Genomic DNA, 26,665 nt, shown 5'->3' with positions numbered 1-26,665 from the left:
ACCGGATGGCATAGATCGTCGTCTGCGCATAGAATCTCGGACCTTTTGCCGCTATTCACACACCATGACTCCAATCCTCTACTCCTTCCGCCGCTGCCCCTATGCCATGCGCGCCCGCCTTGCCATTGCTGCCGCGCAAACGCCCGTTCACCTGCGCGAAGTCGTCCTGCGGGACAAACCGCACGCCTTCCTCGACGCCTCGCCCACCGCCACCGTGCCCTGCCTCGTGACGGACGAGGGCCCTATCGACGAAAGCCTCGACATCATGAAATGGGCGCTGGCCCAGAACGATCCCGAAGGCTGGTGCGACATGCCGCCCGAGGGGCACGATTGGATCGCCCGCGCCGACGGCCCGTTCAAAGACGCGCTGGACCGCACCAAATACACCACCCGCTATCCCAATGTGGACCCCGAAGAACAACGCGCCAAGGCCGCCGCCTTTCTCCAAGACCTCGACGCGCAACTGGACGATTGGATTTTCGACCGTCCCACGCTGGCAGATTACGCGATCCTGCCCTTCGTGCGGCAATTCGCCTTTATCGACCGCGACTGGTTCGACGCTCAGGATTGGCCGCATCTGCAAGGGTGGCTCGACCGGTTCCTCGCCTCGCTCCGGTTCGAAAGCGTGATGAGCAAATACCCCCAGTGGCAGCCCGACGATGCGCCGGTGTCATTCCCCTAAGGCGGCCACCCATTCAAGCGTCTGCTCTGTCGCAACATCCGGAATATACTCCCCGCTGACAAATCCGTCATAGCCCGCTCGCAGCGCGGCAAAAAGCCCGTCGAAATCGACTTCGCCACTGCCCGGCGCCCCGCGCTCTGGCGCATCACCTAGCTGCACATGGCGGATAAGGCGGCGGTATTCCTCAAACACCGCGACAGCATCGCCGTGGATCATCTGCGCGTGAAAACTGTCAAATTGCAGCGCCACATTCGGCGCATCCACCGCCACGAGCAGTTCTATCGCCTGCGCATAATCGTTCAGGAAATAGCCCGGCTTGGCCTGCGGGCAGAGCGGCTCAATCATCAGCGTGACCCCCGGCGGCGCCTCGGCGGCGGCATGACGTAGGTTCGCCACAAAAGTCTCTGTCGCCGCTGGCCCTTCGGCCTCTCCGGCCATGACATGCACCATCTTGGGCCGCAGCGCGTCGACATAGCGCCAGACGCGGCGCATATCATGGGCAAAGCGTGCCTCCCCGCCCGGAATGGCCGCGAAACCGGGCTGACCGCCGGTATAATTCGGCGGTGGGGCATTGATTAGGGCAAGGGTTAACCCGTTGCGCAGCAAGGCGCGCTGCGTCTCTTTCGCGGGCATGTCATAGGGAGACAACACTTCGACCGCGCCAAACCCCGCCTCTGCCGCCGCGTCGAACCGGTCCAGATAGGGCAGCTCTGACCAGAGCAGCGACAGATTAGCGGCGGGGGTTATCGGCATTCGGGTCTTTCGGTCAACTTACGGCAGGTCTTCCGATGGGATGATGCCAAAGAATTCTCCGCCGGACCAGACACCAAACCAACCGCCGCAGTGCACACCCAGATCGACCAAGCGGTAAAAGCTTTTGCGGTCAATCAGCGCCTCAAGGTTTCGGCGCACCAGCACATAGGGCGACGGCTCACCCGTTTCCTCATCGCGCACGACGCGGATCGGATGCTCCGGCCCCGCTTCGGCCACGTCGCCCAGATTGGTGATAAACCGCAACTGCTGCGCCTCGCCCGCGCCTTCGGCCTCAAAATCCACGGCGACAAAGGGCGCATCTTCGACCGTGATGCCCACCTTCTCGACCGGGGACTTGAGGAAATAGTCATCCCCCTCGCGCCAGAGAATCGAAGCGAACAATTTGACCAATTCGATCCGCCCAATTGGCGTGCCTTGGTAAAACCACGTCCCGTCGCGTTTGATTTGCATGTCCAGATCGCCGCAGAATTCCGGGTTCCACTTCTCAAGTGGCGGTGTTCCGCGCGTTTTTGCGGCCTTGGCGGCTTCGATCAGGCTGTCTGCACTGGGTGTCACGGTATTTTGTCCGCTCATTGGTTTTGCCATTCCCTTTGGTCGCGATACACTTACACCTGAAAGATATAACTCCGGGGAAAGAAATGTCATGGCCGAAGCGGATGATCTGATCGCGCAAATCGAAGCGCTGACCGAAAAACTGGGCGAGGCCAAGCAGTCGATCACCGGGCGGTTTGTCGGGCAAGAGCAGGTCGTGGACCTCGCCCTCACGGCTCTGCTCTGCGGTGGCCACGGGCTGCTGATCGGCCTGCCGGGCTTGGGCAAGACACGTCTGGTCGAGACCTTGAGCACCGTCATGGGCCTGCACGGCAACCGCGTGCAATTCACCCCCGATCTGATGCCCGCCGATATTCTGGGCTCCGAAGTGCTTGATACCGCGCCCGATGGCAGCCGCGCCTTTCGCTTTATCGAAGGGCCGATCTTTTGCCAGCTTCTGATGGCGGATGAGATCAACCGCGCCAGTCCGCGCACGCAATCCGCACTTTTGCAGGCGATGCAGGAAAAGACGGTGACTGTGGCGGGCCAAGACCGCGCATTGGGTCAGCCCTTCCACGTGCTCGCCACCCAAAACCCGATCGAACAGGAAGGCACCTACCCGCTGCCCGAAGCGCAGCTTGACCGGTTCCTCGTTCAGATCGACGTGGCCTACCCCGACCGCGCGACGGAGCGGGACATTCTGATCGCCACAACCGGCGTCGAAGATGGCGCGGTGCGCCCTGTCTTCTCTACCGAAGACTTGCTGGCCGCACAAAACCTGCTGCGCCGGATGCCCGTGGGCGACAGCGTGGTGGAGCTGATCCTTGACCTTGTCCGCGCCTTCCGCCCCCATGAACCCGAGGCCACCCAGCCCGTGCGCGAGAGTGTTGCTTGGGGCCCCGGCCCCCGTGCCGCGCAGGCGCTGATGTTGACGGTCCGCGCCCGTGCGCTGCTGGATGGGCGGCTTGCCCCCTCTGCCGAAGACGTGCTGGCCATGGCCCGCCCGGCCCTAAGCCACCGGATGGCGCTGAACTTTGCCGCTCGCGCACGCGGCGAAAGCCTGCAAGGGCTGATCGACGCCACCGCCGGTCAATTGATCGGGAAAAAGGCCGCCGCGTGACCCATTCCCCCCTGTCCCTTAGGGCCGACGCCGAGGGCGAGGCGGCCCGGCTTCCCGCCCTTCTGGCGCGGGCCGAGCATCTGGCCGGTGCCGTGTTGCCCGGTGCCCACGGCCGCCGCCGATCCGGGTCTGGGGATGATTTTTGGCAATACCGTCCGGCGCAGATGGGCGACAGCCGCCGCATGATCGATCACCGCCGCTCTGCCCGGGGCGATCATGAGTTCGTGCGCGAGCGGGAATGGCAGATCGCCCAGTCGGTGATGCTCTGGGTCGATCAGGGGGCGTCGATGCGCTTTGCCTCTGACAAAGGGCTGCCCGATAAGGCGGATCGCGCACGGTTGCTGGGGTTGGCGCTGTCGATCCTGCTGCTGCGCGGGGGCGAGCGTGTGGGCCTTACCGGGACTGCCCTGCCGCCCCGGCGCGGCAACCCGCAGATCCTGCGTCTGGCCGAATTGCTCTGCCGCGAGGATGATCGCGAGTATGCCCCGCCCGAACATCGCGGCATGATCCCCCATGCGCGGGCGATCTTTATTTCGGATTTCATGGGCGATCTCGACCCCGTCCGTACCGCGCTGACCAAGGCCGCAGATCGTGGCGTGCGCGGTGTGCTGTATCATCTGCTCGACCCGGCCGAAGAGGCCTTCCCCTTCGCGGGCCGTACCATCTTTGAGAGCGTCAGCGGCACGCTGCGCCATGAGACGCTCAAGGCGAACGACCTGCGCGACCGCTATCTCGACCGGCTGGCAGCGCGCAAAGACGCGTTGCAGCAACTCTGCGCTCTCACCGGTTGGCGCTATGGGTTGCACCACACGGATGCCTCGGCGCAATCGGCGCTGCTGTGGCTCTTTGGCGCGCTGGACGCGCGACAAGGGAGTGCTGCATGAGCGTTTTCGGCGGCATCGGTTTCACCGCGCCTTGGCTGCTGCTGGCCCTGCTGGCGCTGCCGATCCTGTGGCTGATCCTGCGTGCCGTGCCCCCGGCACCCATCCGCCGCCGTTTTCCCGGTGTGGCGCTGCTCCTGGGTCTGGCGGATGACGAAAGCACGACGGACCGCACGCCGTGGTGGCTGCTGCTACTGCGGATGCTGGCCGTGGCTGCGATCATTGTTGGCCTCGCCGGGCCGGTGCTGAACCCGCAGGCCGAGACGGAACAGGGCAGTGGCCCAATTTTGATGGTGCTCGATGGCTCTTGGGCCGGGGCCAGCGGCTGGGATCGCCAGTTGGCCGCCGTAGACGCGCAACTGACCCGCGCCGGGCGGGCCGAGCGGACGGTGGGCATCCTGACACTGACCGACCCGCAGGTGCCGACTTTCCAATCAGCAGATGCGTGGCGCAGCCGCCTTGCCGGGCTTTCCCCCGCGCCATGGCAGCCGTCCCCGACAGAAATCACCCGTGCGACCGAAATCATAGCAGAGCTGCCTGCCTTCGACGCGATGTGGTTCAGCGATGGCTTGGACTATCCGGGCCGCGATGACCTGCTCGCCGCGCTGCAATCCAAAGGCGCGGTGGAGGTGCATCAATCGGCGAGCAATGTCATCGGCATCGCCCCCGCCGTCTACCAAGATGGCGCAATCGACCTGACCCTACGCCGCGCCATTCCCGGCCCGGAGCGCGAGGCCGTGGTGCAGGCCCATGGTCGCGACCCCGCAGGCAATGCCCGCGTGCTGGCCACCGCCAATGCCAGTTTCGAGGCGGGCGCGACCGAGGCCACCACCTCCCTGTCGCTGCCCGCCGAGATGCGCGCGCGACTGACCTCCTTCGACATCGCAGGACAGCGCTCTGCCGGGGCGCGTACCTTGGTCGATGACGGGCTGCGCCGCCGTGAGGTCGCGCTGATCAGCGGGCGCGGGGCGCAGGAGGGGCTGCAACTGCTCTCGCCGCTGCATTACATTGAACAGGCGCTGGCCCCGAATGCAGACCTGATCGACGGCACCCTGACCGACGTGCTGCCCGCCAATCCCGATGTGATCGTGCTGGCCGATGTGGCCACCCTCAGCCCCGCCGAGGCAGAGCCGCTGCAAGAGTGGATAGACGCGGGTGGCATGCTCATTCGCTTCGCCGGACCGCGCATTGCGGCGAGTGACGTGAGCCGCATCGACGAAGACCCGCTGATGCCCGTGCGCCTGCGCGCCGGAGGGCGCAGCGTGGGCGGTGCGATGTCTTGGGGGGAGCCTAAAGCGCTGGCCCCGTTCCGCAACGGTTCTCCCTTCTTCGGCCTGCCGGTGCCAGATGACGTGACCGTTTCCGCGCAGGTCGTGGCGCAACCGGACCCGACACTGGCCGACCGGGTGATTGCGTCGCTGAGTGACGGCACGCCGCTGGTCACGCGCAAGGCCGTCGGTCAGGGGCAGATCGTACTTTTCCACGTCACCGCCACGGCGGAATGGTCGACCCTGCCGCTGTCGGGTCTTTTCGTGCAGATGATGGAGCGGCTGGCCGTGTCGTCAGGCGCCAGCACGCCCGAGGCCGACAGCCTTGACGGCACCTCATGGACCCCACTGCGGGTGATGGACGGTTTCGGCACCCTGTCGGATGCAGGGAATCTACCCGGTGTCGCGGGGCCAGAGCTGATCTCGGCCCCCGCTGGCCCGGCCCTACCCCCCGGCATCTACGGCTCAGAAGACCGACGGCTGGCGCGCAATGTGCTGACTGCTGAGACCACGCTCACCCCCGCCACATGGCCCTCGGATGTGCCGCTGCGTGGTCTTGCGCTGCCGCCGGAACAACTGCTGGCCGGAGCGCTTCTGAGCCTCGCGATCCTGTTGCTGGTCGCCGATGTGCTGGCCTCCCTCGCCCTTTCGGGCCTGTTGCTGCGGCGCTCGACCGGGACCTTGGCGCTGGTCTTGGGGCTGGGCTTGCCACAGATGGGGGACGCGCAGGAAACCGATCCTGAAAGCTTTGCAATCCGCTCGGCCTCCGAGGTCACACTGGCTCATGTGTTGACCGGCAACCCGGATGTTGACGAAGTCGCGCGCGCCGGGCTGACCGGCCTGTCAGATACACTTTACTTCCGCACCACGGTCGAACCTGCCCTGCCCACCGGCGTTAATCTTGAGCAAGACGAACTGGCGTTTTTCCCGATCCTCTATTGGCCTGTCACCCCTGAGCAGCCGCAACCTTCGACCGAGGCTTATGGTAAGCTGAATGACTATCTCCGCTCGGGCGGGTTGATCCTGTTTGATACCCGCGATGCCGATATCGCGAGCTATGGTGCCGCCAGCCCGAACGGGCGCAAGCTGCAGGAATTGGCAGCCCCGCTCGACATCCCACCGCTTGAGCCGCTGCCCGGCGACCATGTGCTGACCCGCACCTTCTATCTGCTGCAGGACTACCCGGGTCGCTACACCAGCCGCGATGTCTGGGTGGAGGCCGCGCCGCCCGATGCCGAACGGATCGAAGGCATGCCGTTCCGCAACCTCAATGACGGGGTGACGCCGGTGGTGATCGGGGGCAACGACTGGGCCGCCGCTTGGGCCGTGCGCCGCGATGGGGCGCCGCTGCTGCCCATCGGGCGCGGCTATGCCGGAGAGCGGCAGCGCGAGTTGGCTTACCGCTTTGGCGTGAACCTTGTGATGCATGTGCTGACGGGCAACTACAAATCCGATCAGGTCCATGTGCCTGCGCTACTCGATAGGTTGGGCCAATGACCGGAACCGTGCTTTTCGACCCGCTGATCCCGGTGCCACTGCTGATTGGGCTGGGGGTGCTGGCCGCCTTTGGCATTCTGCTGGCGCTTTGGCGTGGGCTGTCAGGCTGGGCGCTGCGCGGATTGGCGGCAGCGGTGGTTTTGGCGGCGCTCGCTGGCCCCTCCTACCAGACCGAAGACCGCGCGCCGCTGAGCGACATCGTCCTGCTGCTCGAAGACGAAAGCGCCAGCCAGCGGCTGGCCGACCGCGCCGATCAGACCGATGCCGCCGCTGAGGCGATGGCCGCCCGCATCACTGCACGCCCCAACACTGAACTGCGCCGGATCACCGTGCCCGACGGGGCCGAGGATGCCGGCACCCGGCTGATGACCACCTTGGCTGATGCACTGGCAGAAGAGCCACGTTCGCGGATCGCGGGCATTTTGGCCGTCAGCGATGGCCGGGTGCATGACGCGGACCTGCCGCTTGACCTGCCCGCGCCGCTGCACCTGCTGCAAACCGGTCGGACCGCGGATTGGGACCGCCGCCTGACCGTACGCAATGCCCCTGCCTTTGCCATCATCGGCGAGCCTGTAACCCTGACCCTGCGCATCGACGATCTGGGCGCCGCGCCTGAGGACGGGGGGCTGACCCGGCTTGATATCTCTGTCGATGGGCAAGACCCGCAAAGCTTTGACGTTCCCATTGGCCAAGACCTCGAACTGCCCGTTGCCCTGCCCCACGGGGGGCGCAATGTGATCCGTTTCTCCCTGCCCGAGGCCGATGGAGAACTGACCGACCGCAACAACGCCGCGCTGATCCAGATGAACGGTGTGCGCGACAGGCTGCGCGTGCTGCTGGTCTCGGGCGAGCCGCATCCCGGGGGGCGCACATGGCGCAACCTGCTGAAGTCCGACAGCGCGGTCGATCTGGTGCATTTCACGATTCTGCGCCCGCCCGACAAACAGGATGGCGTGCCGGTGAACGAGTTGTCGCTGATCGCCTTTCCGACGCGCGAATTGTTCATGGACAAGATCGACGACTTTGACCTCATCATCTTTGACCGCTATCAGCGGCGTGGCATCCTACCTGCGCTCTACCTCGACAACGTGGCGCAATATGTGCGCAAGGGCGGCGCGGTGCTGGTTGCTGCGGGGCCGGATTTCGCCAGTGCCGATAGCCTCTACCGGTCGCCGCTTGGCACGGTGCTGCCCGCCACCCCCACCGCGCGGGTGCTGGAGGAAGCCTTCCCCCCCGTCGTGACCGACATCGGTCAGCGCCACCCCGTGACAGCCGAACTGCCGGGCAAAGGCGACTGGGGCCGCTGGCTGCGCCAGATCGACGTGACGGCTGAGCGCGGCGATGTGGTGATGAGCGGCGCAGACGACCGCCCGTTGCTGGTGCTTGACCGCGTCGACGAAGGCCGCGTGGCGCTGCTGGCCTCAGATCACGCTTGGCTATGGAACCGTGGCTATGAGGGCGGCGGCCCGCAGTTGGAACTACTGCGCCGTCTGGCCCATTGGATGATGAAAGAGCCTGAGCTTGAGGAAGAGGCGTTAACCGCCACCGCCCAAGGCCGCACCATGCGCATCACCCGGCGCACCTTGGATGAAACCGTGCCCCCCGTCACCATCACCGCCCCCGATGGCAGCACCACCGAAGTGCCCCTCTCCCCCGCTGGTCCGGGCCGTTTTGAGGCTGAAATCATAGGCGAAGAGATGGGCCTCTACCGATTGGAAAACGGGGAGGAGGTGACTGTCATCGGCCTCGGCCCTGCCGCCCCGCGCGAGTTTATTGAGACGATTGCCAGTGATGAAGCCCTGCGCCCAGCCATCGACACCCTGCGTGGTGGCGTGGCGCGGGTGGAGGATGGGCTCCCCCGTCTGCGCGACGTGCGCCTTGGCCGTCCGGCTGCCGGACGCGGTTGGCTGGGGCTGACCCCCCGTGGTGCTTATGAGACCCGCGATGTGCGGCAAACGCCGCTGTTGCCGGGGTGGTTGGTGCTGTTGCTTTCGGCCCTGTTCATCATTGCCGCTTGGCTGCGCGAAGGCCGCCGTTAAAGCGCGCGAAGCAGCAGCCCGCCCGCAAGCGTGACGACGATAAGCCCTGCCGTTAGCTCTGCCACCGCCGCGGCCTGCGCCAAGCGCGGCGATCCGGCGAGCCCACCAAGCACCCCCGCCCGCAACCCCGTAGCGGCAAGCCCGGTGGCGATGGTGATCAATCCGGTGCCAAGGGCCATGGCAAAGGCCCCCAAGATGCCGACCCCGCCGATCCCCATATGCCAAGTGATCACCAGCACGAAAAGCGCCCCGGTGCAGGGGCGGATGGCGATCCCGGCGATCAAAAGCAGCGCATCGCGCAGGCTGCCTGCCTGCTGGACCTGGGCCAAGCTTGGCCCATGGGCATGGCCGCAATGGCCGCAGACCGCTTCGCTATGCGCCGCCTTCTCCTGCCGCGCATGGCGCAACCCGCGCCAGATCAGCCAAAGCCCGATCAGGGCAATCGCGGCATAGCTCGCCGGGGCCATGATGTCTTCGGTCACGCCTACCAGCGCCTCACGCCCAAGTCCCAAAAGCAGAATCCCCGCATAGACCAAGACCACTGCCGTCACCGCTTGACCCAGCGAGGCGGCCAGAGCGATCAGCGATAGCCGCAGCATGGGCACAGAGCGCGCCAGCCCATAGCCACCAATCACGATCTTGCCATGCCCCGGCCCTGCCGCATGCACCACGCCGTAGGCAAAAGACGCCAGCAGCACCGTCCAGAACGCCGCCGTATCGCCGCCCCGCGTGGCGCGCAGCCCGCTGGCGATGCTGTTTTGAAACCCGCGCTGCTGCCCCGCGGCCCAATGGGCAAGGGCGTTGAACCCGCCCGACCACCACAGCGCCGCCAGCGCCAAAAGGGTCGCCAATGCCGCCAGTGCTATGATGCGTCGCATGTGATCACCACTTCATTGGCCAAGGCTTCGCCGATCTCCGGCAGGCCCACATCGCTTGGATCGGTATTGGCGTCCAGCGCGCTCAGATCCTGCTGAAGGGCGCGCAGATCGGCATTCATATCCGGCATCTTGACCCGCGCGCGGCAGGTGTCACTGCCTTGGATGGTCACTTTCTGGGTCACCTCATAGGCGGTGTAATAGGTCGGATCATAGGGTTTGATGACCAGCCCATCCGCCGCCGGCGCCGGGTCTTCGACCGCGCGCAGATGGCTGGTGATGATCCGACCGTCGGCAAAGCGGGTTTCCACGTCTTGCGGACCCGAGAGCGCGACCTCTTCGCCCCCCTCCAGCAAGACCGTATCGCCGTTGAACCCTTCGATCCACTGCATGTCGAACCCGTTGAGAGAGGCGACTTCCGCCTGCGTCAACACGCCGTCGTAATCGGGGTCAAGGCCGCGATCCTCGGTCACCAAGAGAGAGTAGAATTCGTCATAGGCCCATGTGATCCGCAGATGGGTCAACCGCCCCTCGGCATCGACAATCACCTCAAGCCCCGTATCGACAAAGATATGCGGATGCGCGCCAAGCGGTGTGGCGCAGGCAAGAAGGGCGGCGGTAACAAGCGGGTATTTCATGGCGCTAGGTCTACCCCCCTTCGCCATGCGCGGCAATTGCCCGGCGGGTGGCATATGGCGGGATCGCGCGCATTGCCCCCCGCCCCCAGATCAGGTCGACGGATAGGGCCGGACAAAGACCGGACGCTCGGGGGTCGAGGCATCGGGCTGATAGGCATAGCCGCCGCTGTCGAAATCCTGAAGCCCCTCGGGATCATTCACCCGGTGCTGCACGATATACCGCGCCATGGCGCCGCGCGCCTTCTTGGCAAAGAAGCTGACGATCTTCGGCCCCTTACCGTCGCCCTTGTCTTCCATAAACTGCGGGGTGATCACCCGCAGTTTTAGCGCCTTGAGATCCACCGCGCCAAAGTATTCCTGACTGGCGCAGTTCACCAGAACATCGCTGCCGGTCGCCTCGGCCTGTGCGTTCAGCGCCTTTGACAAGCTGTCGCGCCAATAGTCATAGAGGTTACCACCGCGGCGGGTTTTCAGCTTGCTGCCCATCTCCAACCGGTAGGCTTGGATCGCGTCGAGCGGGCGCAGCACGCCATAGAGACCCGACAGGATGCGCAGATGCTCTTGGGCATAGGTCATCTCATCGGCATCAAGGCTCGCGGCCTCCAGCCCTTGATAGGTGTCGCCGGCAAAGGCCAGCGCGGCGGGGCGGGTGACCTCGGCACTGGGCTCGACTTCGAACGCCTGAAACCGGTCGCGGTTGAGCCGCGCCAGATCGTCGCTCAGCCCCATCAGGTCTTTGAGGTTGCCAAAGGTGAGATTGCGCGCCGTGGTCGCCAGCCGCACAGCATCTTCCTGAAAATCAGGCTGGGTAACCGCGACATCGCGTTCGGCCCAGTCGAGGCGTTTGGCGGGGGAAATAACGACGAGCATGGCAGTCTCCTTGGGGCGTGTCGGGGGTGATTTAGCCCGCGTCGCGCAGAACGTCCAGAAAGGCGGGGCCAAAGCGTTCGGCGCGTTTGTCGCCGAGCAAACGTTCAATCGCGGAGCTGTCGGCGCTGCGCAGTTGTGCGACCTTGGCCAGCATCGCGGCAGAACAGCTCAGCGGCTTTTCGGTGCCTTGTTCGCCGCGCGCCAGATCGGCCTGCACCTGCAACAACTGGTCATAGACATTGCCCGCATCGCGGCCCGCCAGTTTACGCCGGGCCTTATGCATCGGCTGCGCTTCGCCGTTGATGACCTCAAGGAAGGCGGCGCCGTAGTTTTCCAGCTTTTTCGCGCCCACGCCGCCGATACGGGCCATGGCATCTAGGTTTTGCGGGCGCGCCTCGGCCATTTCGATCAGGGTGCGGTCGGTGAAGATGATATAGGCAGGCACGTGCGCCGCCTCGGCCAATGCGCGGCGTTTGGCCTTGAGCGCCGATAGCAGCGGCGCGTCTTCATCGCTGACCATCGCCTTGACCGCGGGTCGGCGATTGGCCCCTGCAGCCTTGATCGTATCCCGCCGCAGGTTGATCGACGCCTCACCGCGCAGGATCGGCAGGGCGGCATCGGTCATCCGCAGCGCGCCGTGGCGTTCGGCATCGGGGCGCACAAGGTCATGGCCCATCATCTGACGGAACACGGCCTGCCATTCGTTGCGGCTGTATTCACCGCCCACGCCGTAGGTCGGCAGAGACTGGTGGCCGCGCTGGCGGACCTTGTCGGTCTCGTTGCCCAAAAGGATGTCGATCAGATGCCCCGCGCCGAACCATTCATCAGTGCGCAACATGGCCGAGAGCGCCTTGCGCACTGCCGTGGTGCCATCGAACACATCCGCCGGGGTATCGCAGAGGTCGCAACGGCCGCAGGTGATTTCGGTCTCGTCAAAATAGCCCAGCAAGGTCTGGCGACGACACTCCAACGCCTCGGCCAAACCGAGCAGCGCGTTGAGCCGCCCGTGATCGGCGGCGCGGCGTTCGGGCGGGGCGAGGCCTTCGTCGATCTGACTCCGGCGCAGGCGGATGTCGTCGGGGCCAAAGAGGGTCAAGGTTTCAGCCGGGGCACCATCACGCCCGGCGCGGCCAATCTCCTGATAATAGGCCTCAATCGACTTGGGCAGATCCGCATGGGCGACCCAGCGGATGTCCGGCTTGTCGACCCCCATGCCAAAGGCCACCGTGGCGCAGACGATCAGCCCGTCTTCCTGCTGAAAGCGCCGCTCAGCGATGCGGCGGTCTTCGGCCTCCATCCCGCCGTGGTAATGCAGTGCCGTTTGCCCCTGATCGCGCAGCGCCTTGGCAAGCCCTTCGGTCTTGGCCCGCGTGCCGCAATAGACGATGCCCGACTGCCCCTTGCGCGCGGCGGCGAAGTTCAGGATCTGATCGCGTGGTTTGTTTTTAGCGGCAAAGGCGAGGTGGATGTTGGGCCGATCAAAGCCGCGCAGGAAAGCGCGCGGGGGCGTCCCGTCGAACAGCTTTTCGACAATCTCAACCTGCGTTTCGGCGTCCGCCGTGGCGGTGAAGGCCGCCAGCGGCACGCCGAGCGTGCGACGCAATTCACCGATGCGCAGGTAATCGGGGCGGAAGTCATGGCCCCATTGGCTGACGCAATGCGCCTCGTCCACGGCGATCAGATTGACGCCGACGCGCCGCAACATGCCCATAGCCGAGCCTGCGGCGAGCCGTTCCGGTGCCATATAAAGCAATTTGAGCGTGCCGGCCTCCAACGCTTCCCAAACCGCGTCGGTCTCTTCGGCTGTGTTGCCCGAGGTCAGCGCACCCGCCGCGACGCCCGCTTCTTGCAGGCTGCGCACCTGATCGCGCATCAGGGCGATCAGCGGGGAGATGACCACCGTCACCCCCTCGCGCATCAGGGCGGGCAGTTGGAAACACAAGGATTTACCGCCGCCCGTGGGCATGATGGCGAGCACGTTCTCGCCCTCGGTCACCGCCTCCACAATCTCTTGCTGGCCGGGGCGGAACCCGTCGAAACCGAATACATCACGAAGAAGCGTGGCAGCGCCTGTCATAGGGAACCTGTAAGATTGTCTGCTCTTTTCATGCAGACTCCCACACTAACAAACCGTGAACAAGGCCAGATACGCGCCGTATAATCTCGCAAGCGGCGCGTCAGTAGAAGGCTGCGGCGTTGTTAGTCAACACGATCCGCGCGACGGCCACGGCGATCAGCACGATCAACGGTGCCAGATCCAAACCACCCATCGGCGGGATCACATTGCGCACACGGCTATAAACCGGCTCTAGAATGCGGTTCAGCCCGTCCCAGATTTGCGCAACCAAGGGCTGGCGGAGATTCAGCACCTGAAAGTTGATCAACCAAGACATGATGACATGTGCGATGACAATGAACCAAACGATGTTCAAAAGCAGCATCAGGATCTGGAACAGTGACGTCATGGAATATCCCCTTGGTGTGACGCAAGACAGTTAAGCGCCCCGTCCGCAAAGGGCAAGAGTGCCGCGACGTATATGCTTGACCCCGCAGACCTTTCGCCGCAAATCCACGCTGATCTTACAAAGGAAAGCCCCATGTTCCCGATCATCCGCATGGCCAAAGACGTCATCGTCGCCGCGCGGCAGGCGCCGCTGGAAAACCTGACCGACACCCATGTCAGCCATCACATCTGCTGGCCGCATGACCTCGATATCTGGATGGAGCTGAACAACGGGCGGGCGCTGTCGCTCTATGATCTGGGCCGCACCGCCATGGCGCAGCGTGCCGGGTTGATTACGCTGCTTCGGCAGAACAAATGGGCGATCACAATCGCAGGCTCCAGCACCCGGTTCCGCCGCCGCATCCGCATGTTCGAAAAGTTCGAGATGCGCAGCCGGACGCTGTGCTGGGATGAAAAGTTCATCTATCTTGAGCAATCCATGTGGAAGAAGAACGGCGAATGCGCGAGCCATGTACTGTATCGCTCTGCCGTGACGGATAAAAGCGGACTAATCCCGCCGGAAAAGGTGCTGGGGGCTATGGGACGGCAACAACCTTCGCCAGAGGTGCCCGGCTGGGTGGCCGAATGGATCCGCGCCGATACGCACCGGCCTTGGCCGCCAATGCAGGACGCAGGCACCACTCCTCAAGCCCCCGCCGGTTAAGCCACGCTTGCGCCTTGTCCCGCGCCCTGCTCTAACTCAAACCGAGGCAGGCCGCGAAGGGGCGCATCATGGCAGAGATCACGCGGCGCAAGCGCATCTGGGGATGGTACTTTTTCGACTGGGCCAGCCAGCCCTATAACACCCTGTTGCTTACCTTCATCTTTGGCCCCTATTTCGCCCAGACCGCAACCAATGCGCTGGTCGAAGGTGGGATGGGCCTCAGCGCCGCCAAAGCGCAGGCGCAGGCTTATTGGGGTTATGGTCTGGCGCTTGCGGGCATTGCGATTGCGATTTTGGCCCCGGTGTTGGGGGCTGTCGCGGATTCCTCCGGGCGGCGGATGCCTTGGATCTGGCTTTTCTCGGTCATGTATGTGGTGGGCGCAGGTGCGCTGTGGTGGACTGCCCCGGCAGATTTCTCAATGCTTTGGGCGCTGTTTTTCTTTGGCATCGGCCTGATCGGGATGGAGTTTGCCACGATCTTTACCAACGCCTATCTGCCCGAGTTGCACCCCGACGCGGATGAGCGGGGGCGTATTTCGGGCGATGGCTGGGCCTTTGGATATGCAGGTGGGGTACTGGCGCTGATTGCGATGATTGCCCTGTTTCAAAGCGGCGCGAATGGTCGCACCATGGCAGGGCTTACGCCGCTGTTCGGATTGGACCAATCAACCAAGGCTGATACACGCATCGTCGGCCCGATGGCGGCGATCTGGTATGCTGTTTTTATGATCCCCTTCTTTCTTTACATACGCGACACACCGAAGCCTGGTGCTGTACGCTATCGTGTGGGCGCGGGTCTGTCGGATCTGCTGCGCACCCTGCGCGGTCTGCCAAAGCATCCCTCATTGCTGGCCTATCTTGGCTCCTCCATGTTCTACCGCGATGCGCTGAACGGGATGTACACCTTCGGCGGGGTCTATGCGCTTGGCGTGCTGGATTGGTCGATCCAAGAGATTGGCATCTTCGGCATCCTTGCCGCCATTTCCGGCGCGGTGTTCTGCGTGCTGGGCGGGCGGATCGACCGGCGCATCGGCCCGATGCCGGTGATCGTAGCCTGCTGCGTCATCCTCATCGCCACCGCCTGCCTGATCATCTCTCTGGGACCGAATTCTGTCATGGGCGTTTCTTTGCCAGAGGGGTCTGCCCTGCCCGATATCCTGTTCTATGTCGCTGGTGCCTCCATCGGGGCGGCGGGCGGTGCGCTGCAGGCGTCTTCGCGTAACATGCTGACACGGCAAGGAAACCCCGAGCGGATGACCGAGGCTTTCGGCCTCTATGCGCTGTCGGGCAAGGCCACATCCTTCCTCGCCCCGGCGCTGATCGGACTGACAAGTGACCTCACCGGCAGCCAACGGCTTGGCATCACCCCTGTCGTAGGGCTTTTCATCATTGGATTGATCCTGTTAGCCTGGGTCAAACCCAAGGGAGATTTCGCCACATGACGCTGCTTCGCACCCTGACCTCCGTGGCACTGGCCTTTGCGCTCGCCTCTTGCGGGGGCGACCGGACCGAAACCGATATCAGCGGCGAAAAAGTCGCCCTGCCCACCATCGGGTCATCGGGCGGCGCGCTGAGCAACGTGGAGGCCAAGCGCCTGTTCGGGGCCAAGAATTTCGCCTCCGCTCAATCGCCTGCCGCCTATGGCAGCTATTCCAAGGGCTGCCTTGCCGGGGCGGAACAACTGGCAGAAACGGGGCCGACATGGCAGGCCATGCGCCTATCGCGCAACCGCAACTGGGCACATCCTGAGATGATCGATATGGTCAAAAAGCTCAGCCGCAAAGCCGCACAACAACCGGGTTGGGAAGGCGTCTATGTCGGCGATATGAGCCAACCGCGCGGGGGGCCTATGTTGACAGGCCACGCCAGCCACCAAATGGGGCTGGATGCTGATATCTGGATGCTGCCGCCAAAGTCGCTGAACCTCAGCCGGGCGCAACGTGAGAATATCTCGTCGATCTCCATGCGTCGTTCCAGCGGGGCCTATGTGAATTCCTCTTGGACCCCTGCGCATCACGAAGTCATCAAGGCCGCGGCCCAAGACCCCCGCACCGCGCGCATCTTTGTTTTCCCCGGTGCCAAGGTTCAAATGTGCGCGGATGAGAAAGGTGACCGCAGTTATCTGCGCAAGATCCGTCCTTGGTATGGGCACCACTACCATTTCCACATCCGCATCGCTTGCCCCAAAGGCGCGCGCGGCTGCGTGGATCAGGTGCCACCCCCACCCGGTGACGGCTGCGCCGATGCGCGGCAATGGCAGGCGAACATCCTGAACCCGCCAAAGCCCGATCCGAATACGCCCAAGACCACCCCCAAGCCCAAGCGCGAACTGCTGCTTGCGGACCTGCCTGCGCAATGCAACGCCGTCTTGAACGCAAACTGATCCGCGCCTTCCTACCGCTTTGTTTGCTGATGTCCTGCGCGGCCCCCGCCGCGCAGACACAGCCGGTGGTGCAGGTGGACAGCGTGCTGACATGGGCCCACCCGGCCCCGTGGTTTGGCGGTTTTTCGGGTGTTGAGGTAAACGCGGATGGCACGCGGCTTACCGCCGTCTCTGACCGTGGGCGCGTCGTGCAGGCCCGCATGCTGCGCAAGGATGGCCGTTTGGTCGCTGTCGAACTTGACAAACACGCACCCCTCAAGGGGCCAAAAGGCAACGCCTTGCGTGATAAAATGCGTGATGCTGAAGCGCTGGCGCAGGATGACACTGGGCAGCTTTATGTGGCATTCGAACACAGCCATCACGTGGCCCGGCTCGACCCTGAAAGCGGGGTCACCATGCCGTTGCCCAAACACAAAGATTTCGCTCGGTTCGAACCGAACGCGGGGATGGAGACGCTGGCCGCCCACCCTGACGGGCGGCTCTTTACCATGCCCGAACGCTCCGGAGCCGAAGACCGCCCCTTTCCGCTTTATGCCTTTGACGGCAAGATATGGTCGATTGTCGGAGAGATCCCGCGCCGAGGCCCTTTTCTGCCTGTGGATGCGGACTTTGCCGAAGATGGCACGCTATACCTTTTGGAGCGCACGGTGACGCCGCTGGGGTTCCGCAGCCGCATTCGCAGTTTCGACCTCACCGCACCAAACCTTGGCGAAACCACCCTGCTGACCTCGGGTCCCGGTCAATATGACAACCTCGAAGCGCTCAGCACTTGGCAAGACCCGGGAGGGCAAACGCGGCTTACCTTGCTGTCGGACGATAATTTTTTCCCGGTGCAGCGCAATGAGGTCGTTGAGCTGATCCTTGCCAAACCGGGTTCCGAAGACTAAAGACCGTTCCGTCTGCGATCCCCGCAGGCCAAGTCGCCGCACCCTTGCACAAAACGGTTCACATATGACACGCACCTATCTCCCCGGCATTCTTGCCATGGCCGCCATCGTCGTGGCCTCGAATATCCTTGTTCAGTTCCTCTTTGGCCAATGGCTGACCTGGGGCGCTTTCACCTATCCGCTGGCTTTCCTCGTCACCGATGTGATGAACCGCCTTTACGGGGCCTCCGCCGCCCGCCGGGTTGTGCTGGTGGGCTTTGTCGTCGGCTTGATCTGCTCGCTGATCGGCACCCAGATCATGGGCGAATTCGGCCTACTGGTGACCATCCGCATCGCCGTCGCCTCAGGCACGGCCTTCCTCGTCGCGCAACTGCTTGACGTGACTATCTTCAACCGCTTCCGCGATGGCGCGTGGTGGCGCGCGCCCTTGGTCAGCACGCTGATCAGCAGCGCGATCGATACCGCGCTGTTCTTCTCCATCGCCTTTTCGGCCAGCCTGTCGTTCATCCACCCCGCCACCGATGTGGCATGGGCGACCGAGGCTTTGCCGCTGTTGGGCGCGGGCCCCGTTGCGCCGCTTTGGATCTCGCTCGCCGTGGCGGATTGGTCGGTCAAACTGGCCATCGCGCTGATTGCGCTGATCCCCTTCCGGCTGCTGACAGCACGGCTGACAGCCCGCGCATAAGACCGGCGGCAAGGGGCCACCACCTTGCCGTCGCACCTTCAAGAAAACGCTTTGCGAATTTCAAAACCTGTGCAACGCTCAGGGTGAGTTCAACAAATGTAAAGGAGGTGATCCAGTGTCAAGAAAGGTATTGGAGCGAGGTGTCGGAACAGCCAGCGGGGTTTCCTGCTAGGGCAGCCCCTGGCAGTGCAACCACCTGGTGGACATCGGTCTAACCGATCCCCCTCCTGAAACCATTCGATTGGGCCGTTCCGCAAGGGGCGGCCCATTTCGCATTCCCCCTTCACCCTCACCGCGCGGGCTGGCATGTTGTGGGGCAAGGAGAGTTCATGCTGCACATCAACGATGACATCGCTATTCAAGATTGGGAGCTGACCGAAAGCTTCATGCGCGCCTCCGGCCCCGGCGGGCAGAATGTGAACAAAGTTTCCTCGGCAGTGGAATTGCGGTTCGAGGCGGCGACCTCGCCCTCCCTGCCGCAGCCGGTCAAGAACCGTTTGCGCCGTTTGGCCGGGCGGCGCTGGACCACCGAAGGGGCGCTGGTGTTGCAATGTGACGAAACCCGCAGTCAGGCGCGCAACCGCGACTTGGTGCGCGAGCGGCTGGCCGAGCTGATCCGCACCGCCCTGACCCCGCCAAAACGCCGCATCGCGACCCGCCCGACGCTGGGATCGAAGAAACGCCGTCTTAAGGCCAAGAAGGTACGCGGCGAGGTCAAGGCGATGCGCGGCAAGGTTGATCCGAATACCTGAGCCTTAATTCCGGCGCAGCAGATAGATGTCCATGATCCAGCCATGCGCCGCCCGCGCCGCTGCGCGTGTGGCGATAATGTCTTCGGTGACGTCAGCCAGCGGGCCATGACGGATGATCTCTTCGGCCATGCCGACATAGGCGCCCCACCAGATCGACACGCCCGCAGGGTCCAGCGTCTGAAAAGCGCAATCCCCATCAAGCATGATCACCAACGTATCGACCCCCTCGGGCCAGCCGTGATCGCGCAACTGCCGCCCGGTGGTCACCAAGAAGGGAGCACCGATTTCATTCAGCGGGATCGCATGCGACGCTGTCAGCCCTTGCAGCGAGGTGATGCCGGGGATCACCGTCATACGGGGTGCAGGCTCTAGCCGCGCGGCAATCCGCAGGGTGCTGTCATAGAGCGACGGATCCCCCCAAACCAGCAGCGCCACGCGCCGCGCCGTTGGATGCTGGGCCATCGCCCCGCGCCACGCCTCGGCAATCGCATCATGCCAGTGGTCGACGCGGGCGCGGTAATCCTCAATCGCCGGGTCGCGCACGGGCAGATCGAAGCCGACGATCTGCACTGCTTCATTGGTCAGCACCTCGTCGCAGATACTGCGTCTAACACCCGCCAGATCATCCTTGCCCGCGCCCTTCTGCGGGATCAGGATCAGGTCTTGCGCGTTCATCGCCCGGATCGCCTGTAGCGTCAGATGCTCAGGGTTGCCGGTGCCGATGCCGATCAATGTCAGTTCCAGATCAGTCATCCCGGTATCCTCGCGATTGCCTTCAAACGCAGCCCGCCGAGCACCCGCGCGTCGGGGAATGTGCCATCGGCAGAGGCGGCATAGAGCGCTACGAAACGGCGCAGGTCATCCATGTCCGCTTCGGTGATCTCGCCAAACAGATAGGCCACCTTGCCCGACGCGCGAAAGGCAACCGTCTGCGCCCCTGTGCAGCCTGACATACAGTCGATGCCCTCGACCGCCACGTCAGACAATCCGGCGCGGACCACGTCCAGAAAGCCGCCATCGTCGGTGCAAGAGGTGCAAACGAAGACTTTCACGCCTCGAACTCGGCCAAAGGCCCGTAAAAGATCAGCGCGGGCGTGGTGCTGCTGGCAGTCTCCAAATGGCGCGCCAATGTCTCAATGGTGAACCGCTGCACCTTTTCTGCCGGAGTCGAAACAGCCTCCGCCAGCAGCGCGGGCGTGGTGCCGGGCAACCCGTGTTCGATCAATCGCGCGGCGAGGCCAGCAAAGGTGCGTTTGCCCATATAGACCACGGTGGTCGCCATCGGATCGGCCAAAGCGGCCATGTTCACGTCATGCGGCAACTCTCCGGTCACATCCGCCCCGGTGATGAACTGCACGCGCCGCGCGGTCATGCGGCGTGTCAGCGGGATGCCTGCGGTGGCGGCGGCGGCAGAGGCGGCGGTCACGCCCGGCACGATCTCGAAAGGGATATCCGCTGCCCGCAGCGCGATGATCTCTTCCTCCAGCCGCCCGAACATGCCGCTGTCACCCGATTTCAACCGAACAACATTCAGCCCGGCCTGAGCATGATCGACCAAGACCCGGCTCACATGGTCTTGCTTTGGCGACGCACGCCCTGCCCGTTTGCCCACGCCGATTAGGTCCGCATCGGGCCGCGCATGCTCTAGAATCGGGCCAGCGCTGAGGTCGTCAAACAGCACCACATCAGCCGCTTGCAACCGCGCCACGGCCTTGACGGTCAGCAGGTCCGGATCACCGGGACCGGAAGAGACGAAGGAAACGAAGCCCCCCATCACAGCGCCGCAATCATGTGAAAGAACGTCCCCGTGGCGCGTCCGCCGCCCGCGAACTCGCGTACCGAGCCGGTTTCAGGCACCTCAAGATCATTGGCGTCGGTGATCCGAGCCAGCGGGGCGTCCGGCTCTGCAAGGATCGTGGCATAGTGGAACTCATGCCCCCGCAATTCGGCCCGCGTCGAATGGCCGGGGATCGGCGCGTTGAGGTCGGCCTGACGGTAACCCAGATGCATCTTGCGCTTGGCGAAGGACGTCTCCAGCCCCAGAAGCCCCGCCATTTCGTGCCGCGTGCCTTCTTTGTCGATGATGCCTGCGCCCATCGCCATATAGCCCCCGCATTCGCCATGCACGGGGCGCGTCTCGGCGAAGTCGCGCAGCCCTTTGCGGAAATGCGCAGCGGCGGCGAGTTTGCCGGCGTGGAGTTCAGGATAGCCGCCGGGCAGCCAGCAGCAGTCGGCGCTGTCGTCCGGTGCCTGATCCGCCAGCGGAGAAAAGGGCAGAATCTCCGCCCCAGCCGCGCGCCAGCCGGCCAAAAGATGTGGATAGACAAAGGCAAAGGCGTTGTCCTGCGCCAGCGCAATGCGCTGTCCGGGCGGGGTGATCTTTGCGGGCGCGGGCGGGTTCTGCAAGGTACCCCGCGCGGCGGCCCGAAACGCCGGGATATCGACATGCGCGGCCACGAAAGCCGCTGCCTGTCCCAGCAGATCGGGCAGGTTTTCCTGCTCTCCGGCCTGCACCAGCCCGAGGTGCCGCTCTGGCATTTCGATCTCAACCCGGCGCGGCAGCGCGCCGAAAACTTTGATACCGACAGCCTCCATGCCAGCGCGGACCAAGGTCTCATGCCGGGGGGAGGCGACCCGGTTCAACACCACGCCCGCCAGTTCCACATCGGGCCGCATCTCGCGAAAGCCAAGCGCCGTGGCCGCGACCGACTGCGCCGCACCCGACACGTCGAGCACCAGCACCACCGGCCAGCCCATCAGCGCCGCGACATCCGCGCTCGCCCCATTGCCACAGGCACCCGGTTTGGCCACACCGTCAAAGAGCCCCATCGACCCTTCGCCGAGGATCAATTCAGCGCCATCGGCATTGCCGACCAGCCCTTCAATCCGCGCGCGGTCCATCGACCAACTGTCGAGGTTGAAAGACGCCCGCCCCGAGGCCGCCGTGTGAAAGGCCGGATCGATGTAATCGGGGCCGCTTTTGAACGGCTGCACCGCGACACCTTCGGCACGCAGCGCGGCCAGCAGGCCGAGCATCAAGGTCGTCTTGCCCGTGCCGGAAGCGGGGGCGGAAATCAGTAGGCCGGGGGGGATCATGAAGAGGTCTCCGGGAAACGCGGATCGGCCCCGACGGGGCGGAAGCGGCGGTCATAGTCGGCAGCATAAAGACGGCTTTCGCCGAAATCCTCAGCGCCAAGGGCATGGCCCACGAGGATCAACGCGGTGCGGGCCATCTCTTCGCCAACTTCGGTGCGCAGGGTCGCAAGCGTCGCCTTGACGATGCGTTGATCGGGCCAGCTTGCGCGCCAGACCACGGCGACCGGGCAGTCGGCCCCGTAATGCGGGGTCAGGTCTTCGACGACCTTATCGAGCACATGGACCGACAGATGGATGGCCAACGTCGCCCCGGTGCGGGCAAAATTGGCGAGCGTTTCGCCTTCGGGCATCGCGGTGGCGCGTCCCGAGGTGCGGGTGAGGATGACCGATTGCGCCACGCCCGGCAGGGTCAGTTCGGCGCCGAGCTCGGCAGCGGCAGCGGCAAAGGACGGCACCCCCGGCGTTACGTCATAAGGGATGCCCATCTCGCGCAAGCGGCGCAGCTGTTCGCCCATCGCCGACCAGACCGACAGATCACCGGAATGCAATCGCGCCACATCATGTCCTGCGGCATCGGCGGCGGCGATCTCTTCCATGATGTCGTCCAGCGACAGCCGCGCGGTGTTGACGATCCGCGCGCCTTCGGGGCAGTGGCTCAGCAGCGCTTCGGGCACCAGCGATCCGGCATAGAGGCAGACCGGGCAGGCCGCGATCAGGTCGCGCCCGCGCAGGGTAATGAGATCCGCCGCCCCCGGGCCCGCTCCGATAAAATGTACAGTCACGGTGTTTTTCCTTTCGTCTCGGCAATCGCCGCAGTTGCCATGGCATCGCCCGAAACGACGCGCTCGGCAACTAATACGGCCCCCGGCCCGGCAGCGGCCAGTGCGGCGGCTTCGGAAAGCGACCCGGTGCCAAAGCGGTCTTCGATCCGCGCTGATTGGGTGGGTGTGATCATGCGGGCCAAATCCTCGGTGGTGATACCCAGCCCCGGCACACCCAACTCTTGCGCAAAGTCGCGAAACACGGTCGCACGGGCCTTGGCGGCTTCGGTCACCAGCGCGTCAATCTTAAGGCCGTCGGGGTTGGCCCGTGCCAGCGCATCGCGCAGAGACGCCACGCTTGCCGCGCCCCGAAATCCGATCCCGGCCATCCTCATAGTGTTACGCTCCATTGTACCACGGGCCGCAGCGGCTGCCAGCCGCGCATTGTGCCAAGCGGGGCGGCCTGCGCCAGTTCGATCCGCAAAAGACTGCCCCCATGCGCCGCGTGAAGCTGCGCCAAAAGCGCTTCGGTTTCGAGTGTCACCCCATTAGCGACCAGCCGCGTGCCCGCTGGTAGCGCAGGTAGGAGGGCATCGTAAAGCGCCGCGTTCCCGCCACCGCCGACGAAGACGACATCAGGCAAGGGATGCCCCGCCCAGACTTCCGGTGCGCGGCCATGGGCGGCCTGCATCCGGGCGTTCAGGCCAAAATCTGCGATGTTGCGGGTGATATTCTCCACCCGCGCCGCGTGCTGCTCAAAGGCGATGGCGTGGCCACCGGCGAGGCAGAACTCAACCGAGACCGAGCCGCTGCCTGCGCCGATGTCCCACAGCAAGTCGCCTTGCCGGGGGGCGAGCGCCGACAGCGTCAGTGCCCGCACCGGCGCTTTGGTGATTTGGCCATCGCTGACAAAGCTGTCATCCGGCAGACCGGGGGTGCGCGGCAGGCCGATGCCTTCGGGTAGGTCTACGCCAACGCCCACGGGGGCTTGCACATCCGTCAGATCAAACCCATCGGCCTGCACCGCCCGCAGCCGGGCATCTGGGCCGCCGAGCCGTTCGGCCACATGCAATCTCGCCGCACCTGCGCCCTGTTCGCAGAAGAAGCGTGCCAATGCCGCAGGCGCATCGCCATCGCGCAGCAAGCAGATCATCCGCCCCTTGGGACGCAACACACCGCGCAATTGCGCCAGCGGTGCCGCGTGCAGACCGTGGCAAGTGACCTCCTCCAGCCGCCAGCCAAGCGCATTGGCCACCAGCGAGAATGTCGAGGGCGCGGGCAGGCTGCGCCATTCGCTGGGGTCCAGCGCACCGACGATGCTGCCGCCCGCGCCAAACCAAAAGGGATCGCCTGAGACCAACATCGCAACGCGCCGGCCCCGCTCGGCCAGCACCGGCTCGACCGAGAAAGGCACCGGCCAAGCCCGCCCGCGCGCGCCTGCGCCTGCCCGCTCCAGATGACGCGGCCCGCCAAAGATCACCTCGGCCTCTGCCAGTGCCGCGCGACTTGCCGGGGACAATGCATCCGCGCTATCGTCGGGCATTCCGATGATGCTGAGCCAAGGATCACCCATCATGCGCGTCCTTCTTTTGGGTGGCACCACCGAAGCCAGCGCCCTTGCGCGCGCCTTGGTCAAAGCCGAGATCGACGCCGTGTTCTCCTATGCCGGGCGCACCGACAGCCCCGTGGCCCAGCCCCTGCCCACCCGCGTGGGCGGTTTTGGCGGCGTGGCCGGGCTGGTGACCTACCTCAAGGCCGAGGCGATCACCCATGTCGTCGACGCCACCCATCCTTTCGCCGCGGGGATGAGCAACAATGCCTTCGTCGCCTGCGCCCGACAAGACCTGCCGCTGGTGCGGTTCGAGCGACCCGCGTGGGAGCCGCAGGAGGGGGACAACTGGACCTTCGTGCCTGACCTCGCCGCGCTGCCCGCCGCCCTGCCCGACAGCCCGGCGCGGGTGTTTCTGGCCATCGGCAAACAGCACCTGGCGCTTTTCGCCGCGAAACCGCAGCATCGCTACCTGCTGCGCCTCGTCGATCCGCCACGCGACCCGCTGCCGCTGCCACGGGCGACGGTCGTGCTGGCGCGCGGGCCCTTCGATGTGGCGGGGGATACGGCGCTGATGCAGACCCATGCGATCACCCATGTCGTCGCCAAGAACGCCGGCGGCTCCGGCGCGCGGGCCAAGCTGGATGCCGCCCGCAGCCTTGGCCTGCCGGTGATCTTGGCCGAGCGGCCGAAACTGCCGGGCGAGCTGGCCGCCAATGATGTGACCGAGGTGATGCATTGGCTACATCATACCGCGCTGCGGGGCGTATAGACATAGCGTCCGACCCGGCGCGTCGCTGAATTGCCGACGATTACAACGGTGCGCATATCTGCCATTTCAGGAGTCGCTTCGCCCAGCGTGACGGTATTGAACGCCTCTTCGGGTGTGGTCACGGCGCGGGCGAAGGTGATCAGCCGATCCGGCCCGCATTCGGCGCGCAGAATCTCCAGCGCTTCGGCGAATTGATGCGGGCGCGACTTGCTGCGCGGGTTGTAGAAGGCCATGGCGAAATCCGCTCGCGCGGCCATCCGCAGACGGTGCTCCACCATCGTCCACGGCTTGAGATTATCGCTGAGGTTTATCGCACAGAAATCATGGCCTAAGGGCGCACCGAGCCGCGCCGCTGCTGCCAGCATCGCTGTAATGCCGGGCAGGACGCGAATGTCGACACTCTCAAACGCCGGGTCACGCTCCACCGCCTCAAACACGGCTGAGGCCATGGCGAAAACGCCCGGATCACCCGAAGACACCACCACCACCCGCGCGCCGGCTTGCGCCAGTTGCAGCGCATGGGTCGCGCGGTCCAGCTCCACCCGGTTGTCGCTGGGGTGCAGGGTCAGCCCGTCGCGCGGGGCGACGCGGGCGACGTAGGGAATATAGCCGATGACATCGGTGGCCTGCGCCAGCGCCTCGGTCACCTCGGGCGTGACCAGCGCGTCGTCACCGGGGCCGAGGCCCGCGATATGAAGAATGCCGCTCATGCCTCCGCCTCCGGCCTGCGGCCTTGGCCATGGACCAAGACGATCGCGAAATAGGGGCAGTCGTCATCCGCCACGTCAGAGAGCCGCGCCACCCGCTGATCCGGCATGGTGCCCCGCTCGACCAGCCAAGCGTCCTCCAGTTTGCCCGCCGCCGCCAGCGCACGGCGCACGGTGGGCAGGTTGCGGCCCGTCTTCATCACCACCAGCGCATCGGCGCGTTTCATATGCTCAGTCAATTCGGCCTCAGGCAAAGTGCCCATCAGCACGGTCATCACGTCATCGCCCCAAGTGAAGGGGGTATCCAGGGCGTTCCAGCAGCCCACCATGCCGGGGATCGCGGGCAGCACCTCAACCTCGGCGCGGCCCTGAAGCCGCGTGTGCAGATGCATGAAGGAGCCGTAGAAGAAGGGGTCACCCTCACACAGCACGACCACTTCGTGATCCTGTGCTAGTGCTTCGAGCCGGTCGGCCCATTCCTCGTAAAAGGCAACCATCTGGGCGCGATACTCGGGCGAATCGAAGCGCAACTCGGTGGTGACGGGATATTCCATCGCATATTCCACGACATCGTCGCGCAGCATCCCCTCAACGATGCGGCGCGCCTGCCCCGCACGGCCTTTCTTACGGAAATACGCCAGATGCCGCGCGCCGCGAATGGCACGGTCGGATTTCACGCTCATCAGTTCCGGGTCGCCGGGGCCGAGACCCGCGCAGATAACCTTGCCCAT

28 protein-coding genes are annotated in these 26,665 nt (G+C 64.6%); 12 read left to right on the top strand and 16 right to left on the bottom strand.

Going from position 1 to position 26,665, the window contains the following annotated elements; translation table 11 throughout:
• Positions 1-64: 64 nt before the first annotated feature.
• A complete protein-coding gene (locus ACSQ16_RS03355) occupies positions 65-682 on the top strand; it encodes a glutathione S-transferase (protein ID WP_243261689.1) in 618 nt (205 codons plus the stop codon).
• Here ACSQ16_RS03355 and ACSQ16_RS03350 read toward each other — a convergent pair.
• Positions 671-1,435, bottom strand: coding sequence for a hydroxypyruvate isomerase family protein (locus ACSQ16_RS03350; protein WP_243261690.1), 765 nt, complete (start codon positions 1,433-1,435; stop codon positions 671-673). The genes ACSQ16_RS03355 and ACSQ16_RS03350 overlap by 12 nt on opposite strands.
• Before the next feature lie 18 nt (positions 1,436-1,453).
• The gene (locus ACSQ16_RS03345) at positions 1,454-2,029 is read right to left on the bottom strand and encodes a DUF1285 domain-containing protein (protein ID WP_093927444.1); all 576 of its coding nucleotides are present in this window, start codon (positions 2,027-2,029) and stop codon (positions 1,454-1,456) included.
• A gap of 70 nt (positions 2,030-2,099) precedes the next feature.
• Between ACSQ16_RS03345 and ACSQ16_RS03340 the strand changes: the two genes are divergently transcribed.
• Genes ACSQ16_RS03340 through ACSQ16_RS03325 form a run of 4 tightly spaced genes read left to right on the top strand, consistent with a single transcriptional unit; the run spans position 2,100 to position 8,792 of the window.
• Positions 2,100-3,107, top strand: a complete 1,008-nt coding sequence (locus tag ACSQ16_RS03340) for an AAA family ATPase (RefSeq protein WP_243261691.1) — start codon at positions 2,100-2,102, stop codon at positions 3,105-3,107.
• Complete coding sequence (locus ACSQ16_RS03335; protein ID WP_243261692.1) at positions 3,104-3,991, top strand: DUF58 domain-containing protein; 888 nt, start codon at positions 3,104-3,106, stop codon at positions 3,989-3,991. Before ACSQ16_RS03340 ends, ACSQ16_RS03335 begins: the two co-directional genes overlap by 4 nt.
• Entirely contained in the window at positions 3,988-6,753 is a 2,766-nt protein-coding gene (locus tag ACSQ16_RS03330; RefSeq protein ID WP_243261693.1) for a DUF4159 domain-containing protein, read from the top strand. Before ACSQ16_RS03335 ends, ACSQ16_RS03330 begins: the two co-directional genes overlap by 4 nt.
• Complete coding sequence (locus tag ACSQ16_RS03325) at positions 6,750-8,792, top strand: hypothetical protein (protein WP_243261694.1); 2,043 nt, start codon at positions 6,750-6,752, stop codon at positions 8,790-8,792. Before ACSQ16_RS03330 ends, ACSQ16_RS03325 begins: the two co-directional genes overlap by 4 nt.
• On the opposite strand, the gene ACSQ16_RS03320 is transcribed toward ACSQ16_RS03325, so the two are convergent.
• The 5 genes from ACSQ16_RS03320 to ACSQ16_RS03300 all read right to left on the bottom strand — a co-directional run bounded on the left by ACSQ16_RS03320 (position 8,789) and on the right by ACSQ16_RS03300 (position 13,640).
• Positions 8,789-9,670, bottom strand: coding sequence for a nickel/cobalt transporter (locus tag ACSQ16_RS03320; protein WP_243261695.1), 882 nt, complete (start codon positions 9,668-9,670; stop codon positions 8,789-8,791). The genes ACSQ16_RS03325 and ACSQ16_RS03320 overlap by 4 nt on opposite strands.
• Complete coding sequence (locus ACSQ16_RS03315; RefSeq protein WP_317405459.1) at positions 9,655-10,305, bottom strand: DUF1007 family protein; 651 nt, start codon at positions 10,303-10,305, stop codon at positions 9,655-9,657. Before ACSQ16_RS03315 ends, ACSQ16_RS03320 begins: the two co-directional genes overlap by 16 nt.
• Before the next feature lie 90 nt (positions 10,306-10,395).
• Positions 10,396-11,175, bottom strand: coding sequence for a peroxide stress protein YaaA (yaaA, locus tag ACSQ16_RS03310; protein WP_243261697.1), 780 nt, complete (start codon positions 11,173-11,175; stop codon positions 10,396-10,398).
• 31 nt (positions 11,176-11,206) lie between these two features.
• Positions 11,207-13,252, bottom strand: coding sequence for a DNA helicase RecQ (recQ, locus tag ACSQ16_RS03305; protein ID WP_243261698.1), 2,046 nt, complete (start codon positions 13,250-13,252; stop codon positions 11,207-11,209).
• A 100-nt stretch (positions 13,253-13,352) separates the two neighbouring features.
• Positions 13,353-13,640 (bottom strand): YggT family protein, encoded by a 288-nt coding sequence (locus tag ACSQ16_RS03300; RefSeq protein WP_067935215.1) that lies wholly within the window; start codon positions 13,638-13,640, stop codon positions 13,353-13,355.
• Positions 13,641-13,772: 132 nt separating this feature from the next.
• Here ACSQ16_RS03300 and ACSQ16_RS03295 point away from each other — a divergent pair, with 132 nt between their 5' ends.
• From ACSQ16_RS03295 to arfB, 6 genes are all read left to right on the top strand, one after another.
• The gene (locus tag ACSQ16_RS03295) at positions 13,773-14,342 is read left to right on the top strand and encodes an acyl-CoA thioesterase (RefSeq protein WP_243261699.1); all 570 of its coding nucleotides are present in this window, start codon (positions 13,773-13,775) and stop codon (positions 14,340-14,342) included.
• Positions 14,343-14,410: 68 nt separating this feature from the next.
• Positions 14,411-15,784, top strand: a complete 1,374-nt coding sequence (locus tag ACSQ16_RS03290) for an MFS transporter (RefSeq protein ID WP_243261700.1) — start codon at positions 14,411-14,413, stop codon at positions 15,782-15,784.
• Positions 15,781-16,725: a penicillin-insensitive murein endopeptidase gene (gene mepA / locus ACSQ16_RS03285; protein ID WP_243261701.1), complete on the top strand. Its 945-nt coding sequence runs from the start codon at positions 15,781-15,783 to the stop codon at positions 16,723-16,725. Before ACSQ16_RS03290 ends, mepA begins: the two co-directional genes overlap by 4 nt.
• Complete coding sequence (locus ACSQ16_RS03280; protein ID WP_243261702.1) at positions 16,698-17,612, top strand: esterase-like activity of phytase family protein; 915 nt, start codon at positions 16,698-16,700, stop codon at positions 17,610-17,612. Before mepA ends, ACSQ16_RS03280 begins: the two co-directional genes overlap by 28 nt.
• Positions 17,613-17,676: 64 nt before the next feature.
• Positions 17,677-18,297 (top strand): queuosine precursor transporter, encoded by a 621-nt coding sequence (locus tag ACSQ16_RS03275; protein WP_243261703.1) that lies wholly within the window; start codon positions 17,677-17,679, stop codon positions 18,295-18,297.
• Between the two features lie 329 nt (positions 18,298-18,626).
• On the top strand, positions 18,627-19,049 hold the full coding sequence (arfB, locus tag ACSQ16_RS03270; RefSeq protein WP_243261704.1) for an alternative ribosome rescue aminoacyl-tRNA hydrolase ArfB: 423 nt from the start codon (positions 18,627-18,629) through the stop codon (positions 19,047-19,049).
• A gap of 3 nt (positions 19,050-19,052) precedes the next feature.
• Here arfB and cobF read toward each other — a convergent pair whose 3' ends face one another.
• From cobF to ACSQ16_RS03235, 7 genes are read right to left on the bottom strand one after another with little or no spacing between them, the layout of a single operon-like run.
• Positions 19,053-19,802, bottom strand: coding sequence for a precorrin-6A synthase (deacetylating) (gene cobF, locus ACSQ16_RS03265; RefSeq protein WP_243261705.1), 750 nt, complete (start codon positions 19,800-19,802; stop codon positions 19,053-19,055).
• Positions 19,799-20,101 carry a DUF1636 family protein gene (locus ACSQ16_RS03260; protein ID WP_243261706.1) on the bottom strand — a complete coding sequence of 101 codons (303 nt, stop codon included), beginning with the start codon at positions 20,099-20,101 and terminating at the stop codon, positions 19,799-19,801. Before ACSQ16_RS03260 ends, cobF begins: the two co-directional genes overlap by 4 nt.
• A complete protein-coding gene (cobA, locus tag ACSQ16_RS03255) occupies positions 20,098-20,823 on the bottom strand; it encodes a uroporphyrinogen-III C-methyltransferase (protein ID WP_243261707.1) in 726 nt (241 codons plus the stop codon). The genes ACSQ16_RS03260 and cobA overlap by 4 nt, the downstream gene beginning before the upstream one ends.
• On the bottom strand, positions 20,823-22,145 hold the full coding sequence (locus ACSQ16_RS03250) for a cobyrinate a,c-diamide synthase (protein ID WP_243261708.1): 1,323 nt from the start codon (positions 22,143-22,145) through the stop codon (positions 20,823-20,825). The genes cobA and ACSQ16_RS03250 overlap by 1 nt, the downstream gene beginning before the upstream one ends.
• Positions 22,142-22,927: a precorrin-4 C(11)-methyltransferase gene (gene cobM / locus ACSQ16_RS03245; RefSeq protein WP_243261709.1), complete on the bottom strand. Its 786-nt coding sequence runs from the start codon at positions 22,925-22,927 to the stop codon at positions 22,142-22,144. The genes ACSQ16_RS03250 and cobM overlap by 4 nt, the downstream gene beginning before the upstream one ends.
• A complete protein-coding gene (locus tag ACSQ16_RS03240; protein WP_007118245.1) occupies positions 22,924-23,301 on the bottom strand; it encodes a cobalamin biosynthesis protein in 378 nt (125 codons plus the stop codon). Before ACSQ16_RS03240 ends, cobM begins: the two co-directional genes overlap by 4 nt.
• Positions 23,298-24,479 (bottom strand): bifunctional cobalt-precorrin-7 (C(5))-methyltransferase/cobalt-precorrin-6B (C(15))-methyltransferase, encoded by a 1,182-nt coding sequence (locus ACSQ16_RS03235; RefSeq protein WP_243261710.1) that lies wholly within the window; start codon positions 24,477-24,479, stop codon positions 23,298-23,300. The genes ACSQ16_RS03240 and ACSQ16_RS03235 overlap by 4 nt, the downstream gene beginning before the upstream one ends.
• On the opposite strand from ACSQ16_RS03235, the gene ACSQ16_RS03230 reads away from it, so the two are divergent.
• A complete protein-coding gene (locus ACSQ16_RS03230) occupies positions 24,478-25,227 on the top strand; it encodes a cobalt-precorrin-6A reductase (protein WP_243263229.1) in 750 nt (249 codons plus the stop codon). The two genes, ACSQ16_RS03235 and ACSQ16_RS03230, sit on opposite strands and share 2 nt — an antisense overlap.
• Here ACSQ16_RS03230 and cobJ read toward each other — a convergent pair.
• Positions 25,203-25,937, bottom strand: a complete 735-nt coding sequence (gene cobJ / locus ACSQ16_RS03225; protein WP_243261711.1) for a precorrin-3B C(17)-methyltransferase — start codon at positions 25,935-25,937, stop codon at positions 25,203-25,205. The genes ACSQ16_RS03230 and cobJ overlap by 25 nt on opposite strands.
• Positions 25,934-26,665: a precorrin-2 C(20)-methyltransferase gene (locus tag ACSQ16_RS03220; protein ID WP_243263230.1), complete on the bottom strand. Its 732-nt coding sequence runs from the start codon at positions 26,663-26,665 to the stop codon at positions 25,934-25,936. Before ACSQ16_RS03220 ends, cobJ begins: the two co-directional genes overlap by 4 nt.

This window comes from Sulfitobacter sp. SH24, assembly GCF_965641895.1.
Taxonomy (GTDB): Bacteria; Pseudomonadota; Alphaproteobacteria; order Rhodobacterales; family Rhodobacteraceae; genus Sulfitobacter; species Sulfitobacter dubius.
The sequence above is the reverse complement of the archived record's forward strand: the minus strand, read 5'-3'. Positions and strand labels throughout refer to the sequence as shown.

Excerpts from the sequence above, each read along its gene's own strand:
- ACSQ16_RS03355 (WP_243261689.1), top strand. The coding sequence starts at position 65 with ATGACTCCAATCCTCTACTCCTTCCGCCGCTGCCCCTATGCCATGCGC.
- ACSQ16_RS03350 (WP_243261690.1), bottom strand. The coding sequence starts at position 1,435 with ATGCCGATAACCCCCGCCGCTAATCTGTCGCTGCTCTGGTCAGAGCTG.
- ACSQ16_RS03345 (WP_093927444.1), bottom strand. The coding sequence starts at position 2,029 with ATGAGCGGACAAAATACCGTGACACCCAGTGCAGACAGCCTGATCGAA.
- ACSQ16_RS03340 (WP_243261691.1), top strand. The coding sequence starts at position 2,100 with ATGGCCGAAGCGGATGATCTGATCGCGCAAATCGAAGCGCTGACCGAA.
- ACSQ16_RS03330 (WP_243261693.1), top strand. The coding sequence starts at position 3,988 with ATGAGCGTTTTCGGCGGCATCGGTTTCACCGCGCCTTGGCTGCTGCTG.
- ACSQ16_RS03325 (WP_243261694.1), top strand. The coding sequence starts at position 6,750 with ATGACCGGAACCGTGCTTTTCGACCCGCTGATCCCGGTGCCACTGCTG.
- ACSQ16_RS03320 (WP_243261695.1), bottom strand. The coding sequence starts at position 9,670 with ATGCGACGCATCATAGCACTGGCGGCATTGGCGACCCTTTTGGCGCTG.
- ACSQ16_RS03315 (WP_317405459.1), bottom strand. The coding sequence starts at position 10,305 with ATGAAATACCCGCTTGTTACCGCCGCCCTTCTTGCCTGCGCCACACCG.
- yaaA (WP_243261697.1), bottom strand. The coding sequence starts at position 11,175 with ATGCTCGTCGTTATTTCCCCCGCCAAACGCCTCGACTGGGCCGAACGC.
- recQ (WP_243261698.1), bottom strand. The coding sequence starts at position 13,252 with ATGACAGGCGCTGCCACGCTTCTTCGTGATGTATTCGGTTTCGACGGG.
- ACSQ16_RS03300 (WP_067935215.1), bottom strand. The coding sequence starts at position 13,640 with ATGACGTCACTGTTCCAGATCCTGATGCTGCTTTTGAACATCGTTTGG.
- ACSQ16_RS03295 (WP_243261699.1), top strand. The coding sequence starts at position 13,773 with ATGTTCCCGATCATCCGCATGGCCAAAGACGTCATCGTCGCCGCGCGG.
- ACSQ16_RS03290 (WP_243261700.1), top strand. The coding sequence starts at position 14,411 with ATGGCAGAGATCACGCGGCGCAAGCGCATCTGGGGATGGTACTTTTTC.
- mepA (WP_243261701.1), top strand. The coding sequence starts at position 15,781 with ATGACGCTGCTTCGCACCCTGACCTCCGTGGCACTGGCCTTTGCGCTC.
- ACSQ16_RS03280 (WP_243261702.1), top strand. The coding sequence starts at position 16,698 with ATGCAACGCCGTCTTGAACGCAAACTGATCCGCGCCTTCCTACCGCTT.
- ACSQ16_RS03275 (WP_243261703.1), top strand. The coding sequence starts at position 17,677 with ATGACACGCACCTATCTCCCCGGCATTCTTGCCATGGCCGCCATCGTC.
- arfB (WP_243261704.1), top strand. The coding sequence starts at position 18,627 with ATGCTGCACATCAACGATGACATCGCTATTCAAGATTGGGAGCTGACC.
- cobF (WP_243261705.1), bottom strand. The coding sequence starts at position 19,802 with ATGACTGATCTGGAACTGACATTGATCGGCATCGGCACCGGCAACCCT.
- cobA (WP_243261707.1), bottom strand. The coding sequence starts at position 20,823 with ATGGGGGGCTTCGTTTCCTTCGTCTCTTCCGGTCCCGGTGATCCGGAC.
- ACSQ16_RS03250 (WP_243261708.1), bottom strand. The coding sequence starts at position 22,145 with ATGATCCCCCCCGGCCTACTGATTTCCGCCCCCGCTTCCGGCACGGGC.
- ACSQ16_RS03240 (WP_007118245.1), bottom strand. The coding sequence starts at position 23,301 with ATGAGGATGGCCGGGATCGGATTTCGGGGCGCGGCAAGCGTGGCGTCT.
- ACSQ16_RS03235 (WP_243261710.1), bottom strand. The coding sequence starts at position 24,479 with ATGGGTGATCCTTGGCTCAGCATCATCGGAATGCCCGACGATAGCGCG.
- cobJ (WP_243261711.1), bottom strand. The coding sequence starts at position 25,937 with ATGAGCGGCATTCTTCATATCGCGGGCCTCGGCCCCGGTGACGACGCG.
- ACSQ16_RS03220 (WP_243263230.1), bottom strand. The coding sequence starts at position 26,665 with ATGGGCAAGGTTATCTGCGCGGGTCTCGGCCCCGGCGACCCGGAACTG.